Raw genomic sequence first — 18,850 nt, 5'->3', positions numbered from 1 at the left:
TGGAGGTGGAAATATGGCGAATGTAGTAGAGCCTACATTAACAGATGATTTAGTACAAACGTTACGTAAAGAATGTATTGTTATGATAGCAACAACAGACTTCGAAAAACAAGTTCCTAACGTAAGTGCTATTTCTTGGGTGTATGCAGTGAGTAAAACTAGTATTCGATTTGCAGTAGATCAGCGTTCGCGTATTGTGGAAAATATACGGCATAGTACTGGGGTGGTATTGACTATAATGGCGAATGAATCCGTATTTTCCATAAGTGGTGCAGGTGAAATTTTGACTGATAGAATGGAAGGCATTCCTCTAAAATTAACTGTAATAGAAGTAAATGTACAAGAAGTGCGTGATGTTATGTTTTATGGAGCCAAACTTGCAACTGAACCAACGTATGAAAAAACATATGATATTCGCGCAGCGAAGAAGTTGGATAACCAAGTGTTAGTAGGAATAAAAGAATTATAAATGTGATAAATAAGAAATTCAGTTATTAACTTTTGTAATCGGTTATTGTGATTTTATGTTAATAATTATAATTAAAAGTAATATATTGAATAGAAATGAATAAAAAATAAATAAAAGGTTTAATGGCTATGGATTTCGATTCTACCTCGTTTATACGGTACATATAATTATAACAATGGTTCGTCCATATTTTATGGATGAAACCCTTGTTCTACAAATTTAAAAGTGGAGTCAGGGGGTAACAGGTTGGATAAAATTTATGTGTTAGATACGAATGTACTTTTGCAGGATCCTTTATCTATTTTTTCATTTGAAACAAATGAAGTAGTGATTCCAGCAGTTGTATTAGAAGAGGTTGATTCGAAAAAACGTTATATGGATGAAGTAGGACGAAATGCTCGTTATGTATCCAAGTTAATAGACAAATTTCGTGAAATAGGAAAGCTGCATGAAAGTATTCCGCTAGAAAACGGCGGTACATTTCGTATAGAATTAAATCATCGTTCATTTGTTCAACTACAAGATATTTTTGTAGAAAAAACAAATGATAATCGAATTTTAGCTGTAGCAAAAAATTTATCTTTAGAAGAGCAAGAAAAAGAGGATGGGAAGTCTGTTATTTTAGTAAGTAAAGACGTGCTCGTAAGGGTAAAAGCTGATGCAATTGGTTTGAAGGCGGAAGATTATTTAAGTGATCGTGTAATTGAAGTAGATAATATATATTCAGGATTTTTAGAAGGGTATATATCAAAAGAGCAATTGGATTATTTTTATGAAAAAGGTGAATTACCTTTATCCGAAATTGCAAATCACCCTTTTTATCCAAATCAATTTGTAGTAATGAAAGATGCATTAGGGGGATCTAGTTCAGCACTTGGTATTGTGGATCACTTAGGTAAGAAGGTAAAGAAACTTATTTTTCACAATGAACAAGTATGGGGGATACGACCACGAAATGTGCAGCAAATTATGGGATTAGAATTGTTGCTTCGTGAAGATATTCCGCTAGTAACGTTAACAGGGAAAGCTGGTACAGGAAAAACATTACTAGCTTTAGCTTCGGGGCTCATGCAAACTGAAGATTTAGGGTTATATAAAAAATTACTCGTCGCAAGACCAATTGTTCCAGTCGGAAAAGATATCGGTTATTTACCAGGAGAAAAAGAAGAAAAGTTAAGACCGTGGATGCAACCGATTTTTGATAATCTAGAGTATTTATTTAATACGAAAAAGCCAGGAGAGTTAGATGCTATTTTAGCTGGAATGGGTTCGATTGAAGTAGAAGCTCTTACCTATATACGTGGGAGAAGTATTCCGGATCAGTTCATTATAATTGACGAAGCACAAAATTTAACGAAACATGAAGTGAAAACGATACTAACGAGAGTAGGAGAAAAAAGTAAAATCGTATTAATGGGAGATCCTCAGCAAATTGATCATCCGTATTTGGATGAGTATAATAACGGTTTAACATATGTTGTAGAGAAGTTTAAAGAGCAGCGTATTAGTGGTCATGTAAAGTTTGTTAAAGGGGAGCGATCGAATTTAGCTCAACTAGCAGCAGATTTATTATAAAAGGAGTGAGCTGAGGCTCACTCCTTTTTCTTCCAATTATACACTTTAAATAATTGTGAATTTACGGATGTTACGAATTGGATTTTGTCTATTAGATCCATCATTGTAATATAGATGAACAGGTCCATCCTCTTTTAATGGCTTTCCTTCTTTTGAAAAACCAAGAATAGCATTTTCTACAGTTTCTAATGGAAGTATTATCGTTTGATCTACTGTTTCAATTTCGACTTGCGTAGCGTCATCTGAAATTTCGGCGTTAGCAAGGAATGGATGAAATGGTATACCGAACGTTCCAGTAATTAGTTGTTCTTTTTTATATTTTTTTACACTTTGTTGTATCGGTGGAAACGCAGCACCATCACGAATTTCGCGATCCCAATGTTCTGAAGTGTTTTTTAAATAAGTTTCTAGTTCTGATGTGTTTTCTCTTGTTTCATTAAAGTAAGTTGTCAAATCTACTTTTCGATCATCAAAGATCCAAACAGTTGGATCGATAGTGATTGGAAAACGAACTTTTCCATTAATAAATAAAATTTCGCTCATTGTTGTTCCCCCATTTGTATTATACTCCCACTTTTCAGTATAATAGCATTAGACACGGTTGTCACAAAAAATGTTTCTATTGCAATTTACTAAAACTATCGCTAATATTAATAGATAGGAGAGAGTAGGACGGAAACGGAGGGAATCAATTTGGCGTCTGAGACAGTATCAAATCATCAGGAAAAGGCACTAGCCCTTCTACAAGCGGATGCGGAGAAGATTTTAAGACTTATTAAGGTGCAAATGGACAATCTTACAATGCCGCAATGTCCATTATATGAAGAAGTGTTAGACACACAAATGTTTGGACTATCCCGCGAGGTCGATTTTGCAGTTCGCCTTGGTCTTATTGCAGAAGAACAAGGGAAAGCAATGTTAGGAGAGCTTGAACGTGAGTTATCTGCACTTCATGAAGCATTTACAAACAAACAACAATAACGGGTTCAAATAGGGGAGCTCAAACTGAAATAGTTTGGGCTTTTTATTTGTATAATAAAGCAGGAAGAATCAATGTACATATGGAATACAACAATAATTAAATTGAAACAGAAAGAGGAAATGAAATGAAAAGAGTATGGAAATCAATGGATTATTCATTATTACTTCCTCTTGTTATCTTATGTGTTTTGGGAGTTATAATGGTATATAGTTCTAGTTCCATTGTCGCGATTTCGTCGAAAAATAACTGGCCAGCAGATCACTTTTTTAAAAAACAATTAGTTGCTCTTGCTATTGGAACGGTAATACTGGTGATTGTCGTTATAATCCCTTATAAATTTTGGAGAGAACAAATAGTTCTAGCAGCAATTGGGTTCGGGAGTCTAGCCTTACTAACAGCAGCCTTAGTTTTCGGGCAGGTTATAAATGGTGCAAAAGGATGGATATTAGGTATACAACCGGCTGAGTTTGTAAAAATAACGGTTATTATTACGCTAGCAACCTTTTTTGCTAAGAAACAAGAGAGGCAAACCCCTTTTTTCCAAGGGATAATACCTCCCCTGGTTATTGTCGGTGGATCGATGGTATTAATTTTATTACAAAATGACTTAGGGACTGACATTTTAATAGGTGGAACAGTGTTAATCATGTTCTTTTGTTCAGGGGTTAATGTGAACTTGTGGATAAAAAGATTTTTATTAACATCTGTCGTGTGGATTCCAGCGTTGTATTTTATTGGAAACTACAAATTAAGTGACTACCAAAAAGCTCGATTTTCAGTTTTTCTTGATCCGTTTAGTGATCCTCAAAATGATGGATTTCAATTAGTTAATTCTTTTATTGGAATTGCTTCAGGTGGGCTAAATGGTAGAGGATTAGGAAATAGTATACAAAAGTATGGCTACTTGCCAGAGCCGCAAACGGATTTTATTATGGCGATTATATCTGAAGAACTCGGGTTTATAGGAGTAGCTATCATTTTAATCTGTTTATTACTTATTATTATTCGTTCGTTTAGAGTGGCACAAAAATGTAAGGATCCATTTGGAAGTTTAGTTGCGATTGGAATTGCAAGTTTACTTGGGATACAAACCTTTGTTAATGTTGGTGGTATGTCTGGATTAATACCGCTTACAGGGGTACCTTTACCGTTTATTAGTTATGGTGGTAGTTCCTTGTTGGCTAATCTAATCTCGATGGGTATATTGTTAAATATTGCTAGTCATGTAAAACGACAAGAGAAGCAGCAAAATGAGGAAATGAAAGAAAGAGAACAAGATGGACCACGTCTTGTTGTTGTAAAATAAAAACACATTGTGCTTTAGAGCGCGATGTGTTTTTTATTTTTAAAAAATATTAAATAGGATACATTAATCGGTATTCATAATAAAAAATATATCACATTCGAATTAATGTGATATACAATTAAGTTGTTAGAAAAGGAAGAGGTATGCTATACTATTTTTGTGAAACAAATTGATCAGAAAACTTATCATTTGTTAAAAAATAAGGTATGATGGATAAAAATAAAGTGAAGCTTTCTAAGTATAATATAATGTAGAAAGTGAAGAACTTCACGCTCTTTATGGTGTGTATATATTTTATCTCTAGAGTGGTAGGAAAGTAGAGGGGGAAAATCATGACAAAGCTGCAACGTATTCAAAAAGTATTGGTAGCTAACCGTGGAGAGATTGCAATTCGTGTGTTTCGAGCTTGTTCGGAACTTGGATTAAAAACAGTTGCAATCTATTCTAAAGAGGATAGTGGTTCTTATCATCGTTATAAAGCCGATGAGTCCTATTTAGTTGGGGAAGGGAAAAAGCCAATTGATGCTTATCTAGATATTGAGGGCATTATTGAGATTGCGAAAAGTAATCATGTAGATGCAATCCACCCTGGATATGGTTTCTTGTCAGAAAATATTCAATTCGCAAAACGTTGTGAAGAAGAAGGAATTATCTTTATCGGTCCAAAGAGTAAGCATTTAGATATGTTTGGAGATAAAGTGAAAGCAAGAACACAAGCGCAGCTAGCACAAATTCCAGTTATTCCTGGTAGTGATGGGCCAGTAAATTCAATAGAAGAAGTCAAAGAATTTGCTGAAAAGTATGATTACCCGATTATTATTAAAGCTTCCCTTGGTGGTGGCGGTCGTGGTATGCGTATTGTACGTACTAGTGAAGAATTAAGAGAGTCGTATAATCGAGCGAAGTCAGAAGCAAAAGCAGCCTTTGGTAATGATGAAGTATACGTAGAAAAATTCGTTGAAAAACCTAAACATATAGAAGTTCAAATTTTAGCAGATGAAGAGGGCAATGTTGTTCATTTATACGAGCGTGACTGTTCTGTACAACGTCGTCATCAAAAAGTTGTAGAAATTGCACCTAGTGTGTCACTTTCAGATGATTTGCGCCAGCGTATTTGTGATGCTGCTGTTAAGTTAACGAAAAATGTAAATTATTTAAACGCAGGAACAGTAGAATTTCTTGTAAAAGGTGATGAGTTTTACTTCATAGAAGTAAATCCACGTGTTCAAGTTGAACATACGATTACAGAAATGATTACAGGAGTGGACATCGTTCAATCGCAAATTTTAATAGCTGATGGACATGCATTACATAGTAAAATAGTGGGTGTTCCGAAGCAAGAGGAAGTAGTTGTACATGGATTTGCAATACAATCTCGTGTAACGACTGAAGACCCATTAAATAATTTTATGCCGGATACAGGGAAAATTATGGCATACCGCTCAGGTGGTGGTTTCGGTGTTCGTCTTGATACAGGTAATAGTTTCCAAGGTGCTGTTATTACACCGTACTACGATTCTTTACTTGTAAAAGTTACAACATGGGCACTTACTTTTGAACAAGCTGCTGCGAAAATGGAACGTAACTTAAAAGAATTCCGTATTCGTGGTATTAAAACAAATATTCCATTCCTAGAGAATGTAGTAAAACATAAGAACTTCTTATCAGGAGAATATGACACTTCATTTATTGATGCGTCACCTGAACTATTCTTGTTCCCGAAACGTAAAGACCGCGGAACGAAAATGTTAAATTACATTGGGACAGTAACGGTCAATGGCTTCCCAGGAGTAGGAAAAAAAGAGAAACCAATTTTCCCGGATGCTCGTATACCGAATGTATTACACTCAGAGCCGATCCAAAATGGAACGAAACAAATTTTGGATGCGCGTGGAGCAGACGGATTAGTAAAGTGGGTACAAGATCAAAATCGTGTACTTTTAACGGATACAACATTCCGTGATGCGCATCAGTCATTACTTGCGACGCGTATTCGTACAAAAGATTTACATCAAATTGCAGAGCCGACAGCGAGAATGTTACCGAACCTATTCTCAGCGGAAATGTGGGGCGGTGCAACGTTTGATGTTGCATATCGTTTCTTAAAGGAAGATCCATGGGAACGATTACTAGATCTTCGTGAAAAAATGCCAAACGTTTTATTCCAAATGTTACTGCGTTCTTCAAACGCAGTTGGTTACAAAAACTATCCAGATAATTTAATTCAAAAATTTGTGGAATGTTCTGCTCAAGCTGGAATTGATGTGTTCCGTATTTTTGATAGCTTAAACTGGGTAGAAGGTATGAGAGTTGCGATTGATGCTGTGCGAGATACTGGTAAAATTGCAGAAGCAACAATGTGCTACACAGGAGATATTCATGATCCGTTACGTAGTAAATATGATTTAAATTACTATAAAAATTTAGCAAAAGAGTTAGAAGCATCAGGAGCACATATATTAGGAATTAAAGATATGGCAGGCTTATTAAAACCTAATGCGGCATATGATTTAGTTTCTGCATTAAAAGAGACGGTATCGATTCCGATTCACTTGCATACACACGATACGAGTGGAAATGGTATATTAACGTATACAAAGGCAATTGAAGCAGGTGTTGACATTGTCGATGTAGCAGTAAGTTCTATGGCTGGTCAAACGTCACAACCAAGTGCGAACACGCTATACTATGCATTAGGTGGAAACGAAAGACAGCCAGACGTTAATATAGATTCATTAGAAAAATTATCTCATTACTGGGAAGATGTACGTAAATACTACGCACCGTTTGAAAGTGGTATGAATGCACCCCATACAGAGGTATATATGCACGAAATGCCAGGCGGACAGTATAGTAATCTACAACAACAGGCGAAAGCGGTTGGCTTAGGAGATCGCTTCGATGAAGTGAAAGTAATGTATCGCCGTGTGAATGACATGTTTGGCGATATTGTTAAAGTAACACCATCATCTAAAGTTGTCGGTGATATGGCATTATTTATGGTTCAAAACCACTTAACAGAACAAGATGTTTTAGAACGTGGGCATTCTATGGACTTCCCAGGATCTGTTGTTGAAATGTTCTCAGGAGATTTAGGACAACCATACGGTGGTTTCCCGAAACAATTACAAGAAATTATTTTAAAAGGGAAAGAGCCATTAACAGTAAGACCGGGTGAATTATTAGAGCCAGTAGATTTCGATGCGTTAAAAGAAGAGCTATTCCATAAACTTGGACGCGAAGTGACGATTTTTGATGTCGTTGCATATGCATTATATCCAAAAGTATTTATGGATTACGAAAAAGTTGCTGAGCTTTATGGAAGTGTATCTGTGCTTGATACACCGACATTCTTCTATGGTATGAGACTTGGTGAAGAAATCAATGTGGAAATCGAACAAGGTAAAACATTGATGGTAAAACTAGTATCAATCGGAGAGCCTCAGCCAGATGGAAATCGTGTTCTTTACTTGGAGTTTAACGGTCAACCACGTGAGATTGTTGTGAAAGATGAAAGTGTGAAAGCAACAGTGGCACAACGTGTGAAAGGAAACCGTGAAAATCCAAACCACATTAGTGCAACAATGCCAGGAACGGTTATTAAAGTAGTTGTTAAAGAAGGCGATGAAGTGAAAAAAGGCGATTCTATGGCAATTACAGAAGCGATGAAAATGGAAACGACAGTTCAAGCGCCGTTCAATGGTAAAGTGAAAAAAGTATATGTTAACGATGGAGATGCAATTCAAACGGGTGATTTACTGATTGAATTAGATCACTAAAATAGAAAAAGAGCTGTGTACATGCAGCTCTTTTTCTTTATCCCCATTGATTAAAGTTTCATTTTATCGCAAAAAATACCTTGCCAATTCGGCAAGGTATTTTAATTTGAATTTATTTTGTTTGTTTAGAAGTTGATTCAGCTTCTTTTGCATTCGCTTTACTTCTTGTACCTAACATAACTAAATAGCATAGTACAGCAAACAAGCAAGAAATGAATAGTGAATGTAATAATGCCATTGCTAAACTAGCATTTGTAAATACGACTAAAATTCCTACGATAGCTTGAAGTGTAACAAGGATAAATGAAATGATCCATCCCCAGTATACGACAGGCTGCTGTTTGTAATGGCGAATAGCGAGAATCATCGCGTATAGTATCCAAGCGAAAATTAACATCGCTGCAACTCTATGTCCCATTTGAACCCATTCATGGAGTTGAGTTGGCATAGGTCTATTTTTGCTACATAAAGGGAAGTCTGGACAGGCTAAGCTAGCTCGTTCGTGGCGTACTAAAGCTCCTGTGTAGACAACGAGATAACAGTAAATTGTTACACCATAAATATGAAATTTCATTTTTTTGTCCATAATAAGTGAACGTGCATCAAATTTTTGGTCAATTTCAAAGATGAGACACGTTAATAAAATAACAGAAGCAAATGAAATTAAGGAAATACCGAAATGGATAGCAAGTACAGCTGGCATTTGTCCCCAAACAACTGCTGCAGCCCCCATTAATGCTTGTGCAACTAAAAATACGAAGGATAAAATTGCTAACGTTTTTGTTTCGCGCACATGTTTATAATATTTCCAGGACAAAATACAAAGGAGAGTGACAAGAATTCCTGCGGATCCTGATGTAAGGCGGTGACTCAGTTCAATAATAGTTTCCATTGATAAATTAGATGGAACAAATTCACCGTTACAAAGTGGCCATGATTTACCGCAGCCTTGGCCAGAACCCGTTTTTGTAACTAAGGCGCCTCCTAGTAAAACTATTAATAAATCAAGACTTGTAATGACTGCTAACCATTTAATAAAGCGTTGCAATCTCTTTCACCATCTTTCTGCTATGAAGTTATTGCGAAATATTTTCATTCCATTATGTATAGAATAAAACGCGCTAGTTCCTATGATATATAAAAAATAATAAAATAGCAAAGAAATGGCGGGGGAAGACAGGGGAGAGAAAATGGGTGTAGAAATAGGATATATAAGGAAAAAAACAGGGGGAAAATAGGCTATTTTGAAAAGAAATGGGGAGAATACGTGTTAAATATGACAAAAAAGTTTATGATAGAAGGTAACATCATGTTATGATAAGGACAAGTAAGAATTAAGTTTTTTATGTTCGACACAAAAAGTTCATGTTTTCTTCACAAAATGTTCGGGAAATATGATTTAATATATTGGAGTATGGGCGTAGATTAGTAGTAGAATGGGTTAACAATGTTTCTACTGTAATAATATTGCTATATAGAAGCGGAATATTTCATTCGAAATAGGCGCAAAAAGAAAGATGAAAGTTTTAAGAGGGGGTTAAAGTGATGAACCATGCAACAAGTGAGCTGCATGATGAGTCTGCTGTTACAAGTGTACCGGAAACAACTCGGTTACAAGATTTAAAAGCGCTCGTTAAAATGGGGATTGTAAACTCAAATACACTTACTGTATTTACAGGATTTTGGTTGGCGTTACACTTTAATGGATTAAGTGTGATGGACAATCTTGATAAGTTATTTTTTACAATCGTTGGTTCTGGATTAGTTATGGCAGGGGTATGTTGTTTAAACAACTACATTGATCGAGACATCGATCCATTAATGGAAAGAACAAAGACCCGTCCAACGGTTACTGGAAAGTATAAACCAGGATTTGCACTTACATTTGGATTAGTTATATTACTTCTTGGGTTTGTATTTTTATTATTAACAACACCAATGGCAGTATTAATGGGCTTTATTGGTGCTTTCACATATGTTGTTCTATATAGTTTATGGACAAAGAGAAAGTATACACTAAATACTGTTGTAGGTAGTATCTCTGGTGCAGTTCCACCTTTAATTGGATGGGCAGCAATCGATCCATCTTTAGGCCATCCAATTGCTTGGATGCTATTTTTGATTATGTTTATTTGGCAAATCCCACATTTCCTTGCATTAGCAATGAAACGTGTTGATGAATATCGAAATGCAGGAATTCCAATGCTTCCTGTAGTTCATGGATTTGAAATTACGAAACGCCAAATTATGATTTGGACAGTATGTTTATTACCACTACCATTTTATATGAGTGGTCTAGGGATAACATTTATGGTAATTGCAACATTGTTAAACATCGGATGGATCGTTTTAGGATTTTATGGCTTCCGTAAGAAAGATGACATCAAATGGTCCGTACAAATGTTTGTTTATTCCCTAAATTATTTAACAATCTTATTTGTATCAATGATTGTAGTTACATTCTTCTAAGACAACGACATAATTGGATTTCTTTACGTTGAGATTTACTTTACTTAACTATAAAGTACAATCTAATTCACAAGGAAAGTGGGGGTTGTTTGTATGAAGAAACAGTGGCGACTGCTTTCGTTCGTTTCACTGCTGGCTTTACTGTTAGGGGGATGCGGTAAAGCCTTTCAATCTACTTTAATTCCGCAAGGAGAAGTAGCAAAAATGCAATATGATTTGCTCTTACTAGCAACTGCGATTATGGTAGGAGTAGTACTAGTAGTTACTATTATTTTCTTATATGTAATTGTGCGTTTCCGACAAAAGAAGGGTCAGGAAGATTATATTCCGGAGCAAGTTGAAGGGAATCACAAACTAGAAATTATATGGACAGTTATTCCGATTATTCTTTTGTTAATCTTAGCTGTTCCAACGGTTACATATACATTCAAACTTGCTGATGTAAGTGCGATGGAGAAAAAGAATATTGATAAAGATACTATCGTTGTTGATGTAACAGCGAATCTTTATTGGTGGGAATTTTCTTATAAATCAGAAAAAATAGTAACTTCTCAAGATTTAGTCATCCCCACAGGTAAGAAAGTGTATTTGAATTTGAAGGGTGCCGATATTAAACATTCGTTTTGGGTTCCATCTTTAGCTGGGAAAATGGATACAAATACAGATAATGTGAACAAAATGTGGTTAAAGGCAGATAAATCGGGCACTTATAATGGTTTTTGTACAGAATTTTGCGGCCCATCACATTCTTTAATGCAATTCAAAGTGAAAGCTTTAGATGAAAGCGAGTACAAAAAATGGCTTGCTGATATGAAGAAGATTGATGGGAAGAAAGAAGTAGCTTCAACAAAGGCGCAAGAGGGCCAAGAAATATTTAATAAAAGCTGTATTGGTTGTCACGCAGTTGGATCTAATGATAGTAGACCACCTTCCGCTCGTATCGCACCAAACTTAGCAAACTTTGCGGATCGCGATATGGTTGCCGGTATTGCCGAAAACAATGAAGAAAACTTAAAAAAATGGCTGAAAGATCCTGAAAATATGAAACCAGGAAATAAAATGACTGGTAAATATGGCAACTTAACGGATGATCAAATTGATGCATTAAATGCATACTTACAAACGTTAAAAGTTGAAAAGTAAAGAGGGATTATTCGCGAAGGGGAGGTTGAAAACGTGAGTTCTGTAGCAAAAAAACAGGGGATGGGTGCTGTCATATGGGATTATTTAACGACAGTAGACCATAAAAAGATTGCCATTCTCTATTTAATTGCAGGTGGATTGTTTTTTGTAATAGGCGGAATAGAAGCTCTATTTATTCGCCTTCAATTAGCGATTCCTAACAACGCTTTTCTTGTTGGGGATGCTTATAATCAAGTATTAACGATGCACGGTACAACAATGATTTTCCTCGCAGCTATGCCACTCGTGTTCGCATTTATGAACGCCGCTGTACCACTTCAAATTGGTGCACGCGATGTAGCGTTCCCGTTTTTGAATTCACTCGGATTTTGGTTGTTTTTCTTTGGTGGAGTATTTTTAAATTTAAGTTGGTTTTTAGGTGGAGCACCTGATGCAGGATGGACGTCTTATGCATCTTTAGCTTTAGCCTCTAAAGGCCATGGTGTTGATTTTTATGTACTCGGTTTGCAAATCTCTGGTATTGGTACATTAATTGGAGGTATTAACTTCCTTGTAACCATTATTAATATGCGTGCGCCAGGGATGACGTATATGCGTATGCCGATGTTTACATGGACGACATTTGTAACATCTTCGCTAATATTATTCGCTTTTCCGCCGTTAACTGTAGGATTAGGACTTTTAATGTTAGATCGTTTATTTGGAACAAGTTTCTTTAATCCAGCATTGGGCGGGAATACAATTATATGGGAGCATTTATTCTGGATTTTCGGTCATCCGGAAGTATACATTCTTATACTCCCAGCTTTCGGAATATTCTCAGAAATCTTCGCGACATTTTCGAAAAAGCGATTATTTGGTTATTCATCGATGGTGTTTGCGACGGTATTAATTGGATTCTTAGGATTTATGGTATGGGCGCATCATATGTTTACTGTTGGGCTTGGTCCAGTTGCAAATGCTATTTTCTCAGTTGCAACAATGGCGATTGCGGTTCCGACCGGTATCAAAATATTCAACTGGCTCTTTACAATGTGGGGCGGAAGTATTCGTTTTACGACACCGATGATGTGGGCAGTAGCTTTCATTCCATCATTCGTAATGGGTGGAGTTACAGGTGTTATGCTAGCATCTGCACCAGCTGATTATCAATTTCATGATAACTATTTCGTAGTAGCACACTTTCATTATGTAATTGTCGGCGGTGTTGTATTTGGTTTACTAGCAGGAGCTCATTATTATTGGCCACTGATGTTTAATAAAGTATTGAATGAAACGTTAGGGAAGATAACGTTTTGGCTATTCTTTATCGGTTTCCATTTAACGTTCTTTATTCAGCATTTCCTAGGGTTAATTGGTATGCCTCGTCGTTACTACACATATCTTGAAGGTCAAGGATTGGAAATGGGGAATATGATTAGTTCTATTGGAGCGGTGTTTATGGCTCTTGGAACGATTGTTCTTCTATTCAATGTAATTAAAACAACGGTATCAAAAGAAAAGGCTGGTCGTGATCCATGGGATGCACGTACATTAGAATGGACAATGCCAGCACCTACACCGGAATATAACTTTAAACAATTACCATTTGTGCGTGGATTAGATCCGTTTTGGATTGAAAAACGTGAAGGGAATAAAGAGATGACAGCGGCGGAACCAGTTGGCGATATTCATATGCCAAATCCATCGTTTTCACCATTTATCATTTCGTTAGGATTGTTTATAGCGGCATTCGGTGCAATGTATATGCAGGGCGGAAAAGATAAGTTTTGGTTATTAGTAGCAATTATTGGTTTAATCATTACCTTTGGAACGATGTTCCTACGTTCAGTAATCGATGATCATGGATATCATATTCATAAGGAAGATTTAGAAGATAAGGGGGGCAAGGCATAATGCATGTAGATGAAAAATTAACGAATGAAACATTTCCAGCAGAGCCTGAAAAAGCAACCCTTGAGGGAAAAAATAAGTTTGTCGGTTTTTGGTTATTTCTTGGAGGCGAAACAGTATTGTTCGCTTCCTTGTTTGGCACATATTTAGCGTTAAAAAATTCTACAAATGGTGGACCAACATCTCAAGAGATGTTCCAAATGCCACTCGTTTTCATTATGACGATGCTTTTATTAACGAGTAGTTTAACGAGCGTATATGCGATGTATCATATGAAAAACTTTAACTTTAAGAAAATGCAACTTTGGCTACTAGTAACAGTGTTGCTAGGTTTAGGATTTTTAGGGTTTGAGATATATGAGTTTTATCATTATACGCATGAATTTAAGCATACTATGAGAAGTAGTGCGTTTGGTTCCGCGTTTTATGCTCTTGTTGGTACGCATGGACTCCACGTATTGTTTGGATTGTGTTGGATTTTAACATTAATCTTTAGAAATGCGAAGAGAGGGCTAAATTTATACAATGCACCGAAGTTTTATGTTGCATCGATTTATTGGCACTTTATTGACGTAGTTTGGGTGTTTATTTTCACTGTAGTATATTTGATGGGAATGGTGGGATAAACAATGGCGATAAAGCAAACGAATAATCCTAAAGTTGATCTTGTTTATCGGAAGAGAAAAAGTGCGGAGGAAATGAAGCATCAAGTTATTACATTTACATTAATGATTTTTTTAACATTAGTTGCATTTGCAGCAGTAGCATATCCGAAAACTTTTAGTCCGACTTTCTCAGTACCGTTTATTTTACTATTAGCAGTGGTACAAGTAATTTTTCAATTGTATTATTTTATGCATATGAGTCATAAAGGACATGAAGCGGCGAGTTTCTTTCTTTATTCTGGTCTGTTAATCGGGTTAATTACAATTTTAGCTTTTATGACAATTGTGTGGATTTGAAAAGTGAAAAATAAGGGAGCTTGTGTTGTCACAGCTCCCTCTTCATATTATGTGAAAGGGTAACCTTCAGAAGGTGGGTGTGGCAATGAGCAACTTGTGGATATTTGGTTTTCAAGCTTTATGGAGTCCGATTTTTTTATTATTTATGCTTTCGATTCTTATTGGGTACTTTTTAATTATTGGGCCATATAGAACGCGATTTGAAAATGCGACGAAGGTAAGTAAGAAGCAAATTTTTTATTTTACGACCGGGATTGTTCTTTTGTACTTTGTAAAGGGAGGGCCTATTGATTTAATTGGTCATATTATATTTAGTGCACATATGTTTGAAATGGCAGTTATGTATATTGCAGTTCCGCCGTTATTGTTGCTTGGTATACCAGTTTGGTTATATCGTTATATTACTTCTTTTAAGTTCGTTCAAATTATATTAAAGGTATTTGCTAAGCCGCTAATTGCATTGTTTGTATTTAATGGCCTGTTTTCTTTTTATCATTTACCAGTTGTTTTCGATACAGTAAAACAAAGTCAAATTGCACATCCTATTTGTCTTGCTATATTGTTCTTTACGGCAATCATGATGTGGTGGCCGATGCTAAATCCATTACCCGAATATCAAACGTTAAGTGATATAAAGAAACTTGGTTATATGTTTGCTAACGGTATATTATTAACGCCAGCTTGCGCGTTAATCATTTTTGCGACTGCACCGTTATTTGCAACGTATACGGATTCAGCTGCTTGGATGAAGGCGATGGAACTATGTGTACCGGCGGGAACTTTATCAGATTTAAATATAACAGGACCAGAATTTTTACACTGGATGCCAGTCGTACAAGACCAACAAACAGGTGGCATCATTATGAAAATTGTCCAGGAAATAGTGTATGGTACAATTATCGGCTATGTATTCTTTCGATGGGCGCGTCGAGAACGTGAAAAGGATAAAGAGCAGTTGCAACAATTGCCGCCGTATTTACAAACGAAATAAAAGTGAGTGCATCATATTGATGCACTCACTTTTATTTTATTCAATGATTTGGAACTCTTTTAACTCTTTTTCGACATTTTGTAGGAGTTGTTCGCTTTTTTGAAGTACATTCGTTGGGAAAGTTTCACCATCACCATATTCAACGCCATGAGGATAATAATGTTTTCCTAATAAGGGAGGAAGTAACTTTACTTCAGCGTGTCTGCTACCAATGTCACCTTCAACAGCAAAACCTTGTACACGCAAATAATAAACATCGTCTAATATTTCGAATTTATAATCGTATGTAACCCGCTCATAATCCCATTGTCCAGCAAGTACAAAATGGTTCTTTTCCATAATTTCTGTTAATAGTGTTAAATCAACGACTGCCCCATTAAATTTCGTATTTGTAAATTGCATATAATACCTCCTCTTTTCATGTTATGTCATTGTTTTTATAATAGTATGAATAATAAGAAAGTGCAATTCATATTGAGAGAAAAGGGATAATCCAGACTTTTTTTGCGAAAATATGATATAGTGAAAAGAGTACGGTACACACAAAAAAGGAAAGAAAAGGATTTGTGTATATCTCAATTTTATGTTTTATGCAGGAGGTATATCGAGTGAAGAAATTATTGCGTATCGTAATGATTACATTTTTAATTTTAGCTATTGATTTATACGGGAAATTACTCGTTTCACAATATATATTAACCCCATCTCAATCAAAGCAAGAAAATAAAATTGTGAAAAAGAAAAAACAAGTAAATGAAGACTCGTCCGATACTGTTTTAAGTATAATTGGTGGGGACTCTGAAAATTTATTAGCAAAATGGGGCGAACCATCTCGAATAGAGCCATCTGCTTACGGATATGAATGGTGGGTATACAATCAAGATTTAACTCAGTATGTGCAATTTGGGGTTGCAGAACGAAAAGTTGTAACAGCGTATGTTGCTGGAGAGCAAGTTAAGGTGCCGCCTTATTATATAAATGAAAAGTATGAAGAAGTGTATAAAAAGAATCCACTCTCGCATGAGATTTCGTTAAAAAGAGGGAAAAATAGTTATCAATTTGAGTTATCTGACACGGAAGTGATGGAACAACCATTAATACCTGTAGAAGATGGTTGGGCACAATTATATTTTGATCATTTTACACATGAGCTTGTTGGTGTTCGTTATATGGATGATGAAACATTATTACGCCAAAAACCGTATCAGCTTGTTTATTCAGGTGAATTACTAGCGGAACAACCATTGACTCCAGATAAAATGAAACAAATAGAGAATGGGAATATGCAACAAATTTTTGATTTAACAAATATTATTCGAAGTCGCCATAAGTTACCGTTGTTAGCTTGGGATCAAGAAACAGCAGATGTGGCTATAGGGCATAGTAAAGATATGAAGGATAATAATTACTTTGCACACGATTCACCTACACAAGGTACGTTAGGAGATCGTTTACAGCGCGGGAAAGTAGGGTTTCAACTTGCTGGTGAGAACATAGCGGCGCAACATAGTGATGGAATTGCGGCGGTGCAAGGTTGGTTAAATAGCGAAGGGCATAGAAAGAATGTATTAAATGAACAATTTACAGGGTTAGGTGTTGGGGTATACGATAAGTTTTATACACAAAACTTTATTCGAAAATAAAGTGAAACTTTAAGTTGTGTAGGGGACACCTGGCGTTTCAGTACTTCGTATTTACTGAATTGTAGGTGGGAATCTTATCGTATACAAATAGCAGGATAAAAAGGTGCATGAATCGTCTAAAAATAGGCGAACCATGTGCCTTTTTTTTCTTACTATATAGTAGATATACATGAAGAGGTGAGGATTATGCCAACAACAAAAGGACCGTTACATCCATCGGTTCAACAGTTTAAAGAGTTTGTAAACCATCACCCTAAAATGGTTCATGAGGTTAGAAGTGGTCACAAAACTTGGCAACAGTTTTATGAAGAATGGTACTTACTTGGTGAAGAAGATCCGATATGGGCAACTTTCAGACCGGATGGAGCGCCAGCTTTTTCTTCGGTAAAAGAAAATAAACAAGAAAAAGAAAAAGATAATCGAACTGAAGAGGAAAAAACTGCTGATGTGGTGGGGCAAATGCTTTCTTTCTTTAAAAAGCTAGATGTGGAACAGATGCAACACCATTTAGCGAATGTGACGAGTGCTATTGGTAGTGTGCAACAAGTGTTTCAACAATTTCAAGGGAAGCCCGTGCGGCAAGAAGAAAGTACTTCCGAAAATAATCCATTTTTCTTTCAGAAGGATTAGGGGGAAAGCGGATGAGAGCAGAAATTATGGAGTTTATAAAGGCGGATGAGGATTTATCTCGCTATATTAGGGAGCAACCGTACTGGTATAGAAAATTAACGCGAAACCCTGAAGAAAAAGAGGCATTTGAGTTAGCGGCTATGCAACATTTCAAAAAAACGATACCAGATAAAGTTGAGAAATTTCAAAATCAATTGGCAGTGGCTTCCATTATGATCGATATGTTTCAGTATATGAAGCAGCAAAATACAACATAATTGGAAGGGAAAACTATGTCCGTCATGCAGAACTTTTGATACAATAGAAGCGGATTATTTAAAAAGGAGTTGCAGCATGAGCATGACGGAAATTTGTTTAGTACGACATGGACAAACTGATTGGAATTTTCAAGAGATTATTCAGGGACGTGAAGATATTCCACTTAATGAAGTGGGAAAGAAGCAAGCAAGTCAAAGTGCGGCTGCTTTGCAAGCGGAAGCATGGGATGTAATTATAAGTAGCCCATTAATTAGAGCGCACGAAACAGCTAAGGAAATCGCAGGGGCTACAGGACTGGAATCGATTTTATTAGATGAGCGATTTGTTGAACGTAATTTTGGTGAAGCTTCTGGGAAGCCGGTTGCGACTGTTAGGGAGCTAATTGCAGAAGGTAAAGTAGAAGGTATGGAGCAAGATGAAGAGATTGTAACTCGTTGCTTTGCTGCTGTAAAAGATGTTGCAGAAACTCATTCTGGCAAACGTATTATCATTGTAGCTCATTCACATGCGATAAAAGCAATTTTACATGCAATTGCACCGGAAGATATTTCGTTTAAGACACCATTAAAAAATGCATGTATTAGTTACGTGAAAGAAAATAGTGGGAAATGGGATGTTCTGAAATATAATATTGCGGAACATATTAATGTATAAGTATGTGCTAGAATTATATGGAAAATAGTTAGAGTGATATCTTTCTGTTTAGTGAGGCACTTCAATTAGTAGTTCTATTCTAAATGTGGTATGATG

Annotated in this window: 18 protein-coding genes; 15 read left to right on the top strand and 3 right to left on the bottom strand. The window is 36.1% G+C overall.

The window, feature by feature from the left end:
- Nucleotides 1-13 precede the first annotated feature (13 nt).
- Nucleotides 14-469 carry a pyridoxamine 5'-phosphate oxidase family protein gene (locus FOT98_RS03170; protein WP_063260458.1) on the top strand — a complete coding sequence of 152 codons (456 nt, stop codon included), beginning with the start codon at nt 14-16 and terminating at the stop codon, nt 467-469.
- A 246-nt stretch (nt 470-715) separates the two neighbouring features.
- Nucleotides 716-2,044 (top strand): PhoH family protein, encoded by a 1,329-nt coding sequence (locus tag FOT98_RS03165; RefSeq protein ID WP_000358079.1) that lies wholly within the window; start codon nt 716-718, stop codon nt 2,042-2,044.
- A 45-nt stretch (nt 2,045-2,089) separates the two neighbouring features.
- Here the strand turns inward: FOT98_RS03165 and FOT98_RS03160 are convergent, their stop codons facing one another.
- Entirely contained in the window at nt 2,090-2,587 is a 498-nt protein-coding gene (locus FOT98_RS03160; protein WP_061678269.1) for a molybdopterin-binding protein, read from the bottom strand.
- 150 nt (nt 2,588-2,737) lie between these two features.
- Here FOT98_RS03160 and FOT98_RS03155 point away from each other — a divergent pair, with 150 nt between their 5' ends.
- The 3 genes from FOT98_RS03155 to pyc all read left to right on the top strand — a co-directional run bounded on the left by FOT98_RS03155 (nt 2,738) and on the right by pyc (nt 8,111).
- The gene (locus tag FOT98_RS03155) at nt 2,738-3,025 is read left to right on the top strand and encodes an Fpa/YlaN family protein (RefSeq protein ID WP_000135698.1); all 288 of its coding nucleotides are present in this window, start codon (nt 2,738-2,740) and stop codon (nt 3,023-3,025) included.
- Nucleotides 3,026-3,150: 125 nt separating this feature from the next.
- Nucleotides 3,151-4,332, top strand: coding sequence for a putative lipid II flippase FtsW (gene ftsW / locus FOT98_RS03150; RefSeq protein WP_061678268.1), 1,182 nt, complete (start codon nt 3,151-3,153; stop codon nt 4,330-4,332).
- A 332-nt stretch (nt 4,333-4,664) separates the two neighbouring features.
- Nucleotides 4,665-8,111, top strand: a complete 3,447-nt coding sequence (gene pyc, locus FOT98_RS03140) for a pyruvate carboxylase (RefSeq protein ID WP_063260457.1) — start codon at nt 4,665-4,667, stop codon at nt 8,109-8,111.
- A 112-nt stretch (nt 8,112-8,223) separates the two neighbouring features.
- Here the strand turns inward: pyc and ctaA are convergent, their stop codons facing one another.
- On the bottom strand, nt 8,224-9,159 hold the full coding sequence (gene ctaA / locus FOT98_RS03135) for a heme A synthase (protein ID WP_061678266.1): 936 nt from the start codon (nt 9,157-9,159) through the stop codon (nt 8,224-8,226).
- Between the two features lie 497 nt (nt 9,160-9,656).
- Here ctaA and ctaB point away from each other — a divergent pair, with 497 nt between their 5' ends.
- The 6 genes from ctaB (at nt 9,657) to ctaG (ending at nt 15,569) form a co-directional block, all read left to right on the top strand.
- Entirely contained in the window at nt 9,657-10,580 is a 924-nt protein-coding gene (gene ctaB, locus FOT98_RS03130; RefSeq protein ID WP_001015058.1) for a protoheme IX farnesyltransferase, read from the top strand.
- 93 nt (nt 10,581-10,673) lie between these two features.
- Entirely contained in the window at nt 10,674-11,723 is a 1,050-nt protein-coding gene (coxB, locus tag FOT98_RS03125; protein ID WP_000745278.1) for a cytochrome c oxidase subunit II, read from the top strand.
- A 60-nt stretch (nt 11,724-11,783) separates the two neighbouring features.
- Complete coding sequence (gene ctaD / locus FOT98_RS03120; protein WP_170955056.1) at nt 11,784-13,619, top strand: cytochrome c oxidase subunit I; 1,836 nt, start codon at nt 11,784-11,786, stop codon at nt 13,617-13,619.
- Complete coding sequence (ctaE, locus tag FOT98_RS03115; protein WP_000557861.1) at nt 13,619-14,242, top strand: cytochrome c oxidase subunit III; 624 nt, start codon at nt 13,619-13,621, stop codon at nt 14,240-14,242. Before ctaD ends, ctaE begins: the two co-directional genes overlap by 1 nt.
- Before the next feature lie 3 nt (nt 14,243-14,245).
- Complete coding sequence (gene ctaF / locus FOT98_RS03110; protein WP_061678265.1) at nt 14,246-14,578, top strand: cytochrome c oxidase subunit IVB; 333 nt, start codon at nt 14,246-14,248, stop codon at nt 14,576-14,578.
- 85 nt (nt 14,579-14,663) lie between these two features.
- Entirely contained in the window at nt 14,664-15,569 is a 906-nt protein-coding gene (gene ctaG / locus FOT98_RS03105; RefSeq protein ID WP_061678264.1) for a cytochrome c oxidase assembly factor CtaG, read from the top strand.
- Between the two features lie 36 nt (nt 15,570-15,605).
- Here the strand turns inward: ctaG and FOT98_RS03100 are convergent, their stop codons facing one another.
- Nucleotides 15,606-15,971: a YugN family protein gene (locus FOT98_RS03100; RefSeq protein ID WP_061678263.1), complete on the bottom strand. Its 366-nt coding sequence runs from the start codon at nt 15,969-15,971 to the stop codon at nt 15,606-15,608.
- A gap of 206 nt (nt 15,972-16,177) precedes the next feature.
- Between FOT98_RS03100 and FOT98_RS03095 the strand changes: the two genes are divergently transcribed.
- From FOT98_RS03095 to FOT98_RS03080, 4 genes are all read left to right on the top strand, one after another.
- Entirely contained in the window at nt 16,178-17,212 is a 1,035-nt protein-coding gene (locus FOT98_RS03095) for a CAP domain-containing protein (protein WP_061678262.1), read from the top strand.
- Between the two features lie 186 nt (nt 17,213-17,398).
- Nucleotides 17,399-17,842 (top strand): YlbD family protein, encoded by a 444-nt coding sequence (gene ylbD / locus FOT98_RS03090; RefSeq protein ID WP_063260456.1) that lies wholly within the window; start codon nt 17,399-17,401, stop codon nt 17,840-17,842.
- 11 nt (nt 17,843-17,853) lie between these two features.
- Entirely contained in the window at nt 17,854-18,099 is a 246-nt protein-coding gene (locus FOT98_RS03085) for a YlbE-like family protein (protein WP_001200991.1), read from the top strand.
- Between the two features lie 82 nt (nt 18,100-18,181).
- Entirely contained in the window at nt 18,182-18,754 is a 573-nt protein-coding gene (locus FOT98_RS03080; protein ID WP_063260489.1) for a histidine phosphatase family protein, read from the top strand.
- Nucleotides 18,755-18,850: the final 96 nt, after the last annotated feature.

Source organism: Bacillus sp. HY001 (assembly GCF_007558965.1).
GTDB lineage: Bacteria > Bacillota > Bacilli > Bacillales > Bacillaceae_G > Bacillus_A > Bacillus_A mobilis.
Note: the sequence above shows the minus strand (reverse complement) of the source record. Positions and strands in the feature narration are given on the sequence as shown.

Bases quoted from the DNA above. Each gene is read 5' to 3' on its own strand.
- FOT98_RS03170 (WP_063260458.1), top strand. From the start codon at position 14: ATGGCGAATGTAGTAGAGCCTACATTAACAGATGATTTAGTACAAACG.
- FOT98_RS03160 (WP_061678269.1), bottom strand. From the start codon at position 2,587: ATGAGCGAAATTTTATTTATTAATGGAAAAGTTCGTTTTCCAATCACT.
- ftsW (WP_061678268.1), top strand. From the start codon at position 3,151: ATGAAAAGAGTATGGAAATCAATGGATTATTCATTATTACTTCCTCTT.
- pyc (WP_063260457.1), top strand. From the start codon at position 4,665: ATGACAAAGCTGCAACGTATTCAAAAAGTATTGGTAGCTAACCGTGGA.
- ctaB (WP_001015058.1), top strand. From the start codon at position 9,657: ATGAACCATGCAACAAGTGAGCTGCATGATGAGTCTGCTGTTACAAGT.
- coxB (WP_000745278.1), top strand. From the start codon at position 10,674: ATGAAGAAACAGTGGCGACTGCTTTCGTTCGTTTCACTGCTGGCTTTA.
- ctaD (WP_170955056.1), top strand. From the start codon at position 11,784: ATGGGTGCTGTCATATGGGATTATTTAACGACAGTAGACCATAAAAAG.
- ctaE (WP_000557861.1), top strand. From the start codon at position 13,619: ATGCATGTAGATGAAAAATTAACGAATGAAACATTTCCAGCAGAGCCT.
- ctaF (WP_061678265.1), top strand. From the start codon at position 14,246: ATGGCGATAAAGCAAACGAATAATCCTAAAGTTGATCTTGTTTATCGG.
- ctaG (WP_061678264.1), top strand. From the start codon at position 14,664: ATGAGCAACTTGTGGATATTTGGTTTTCAAGCTTTATGGAGTCCGATT.
- FOT98_RS03100 (WP_061678263.1), bottom strand. From the start codon at position 15,971: ATGCAATTTACAAATACGAAATTTAATGGGGCAGTCGTTGATTTAACA.
- ylbD (WP_063260456.1), top strand. From the start codon at position 17,399: ATGCCAACAACAAAAGGACCGTTACATCCATCGGTTCAACAGTTTAAA.
- FOT98_RS03085 (WP_001200991.1), top strand. From the start codon at position 17,854: ATGAGAGCAGAAATTATGGAGTTTATAAAGGCGGATGAGGATTTATCT.
- FOT98_RS03080 (WP_063260489.1), top strand. From the start codon at position 18,182: ATGACGGAAATTTGTTTAGTACGACATGGACAAACTGATTGGAATTTT.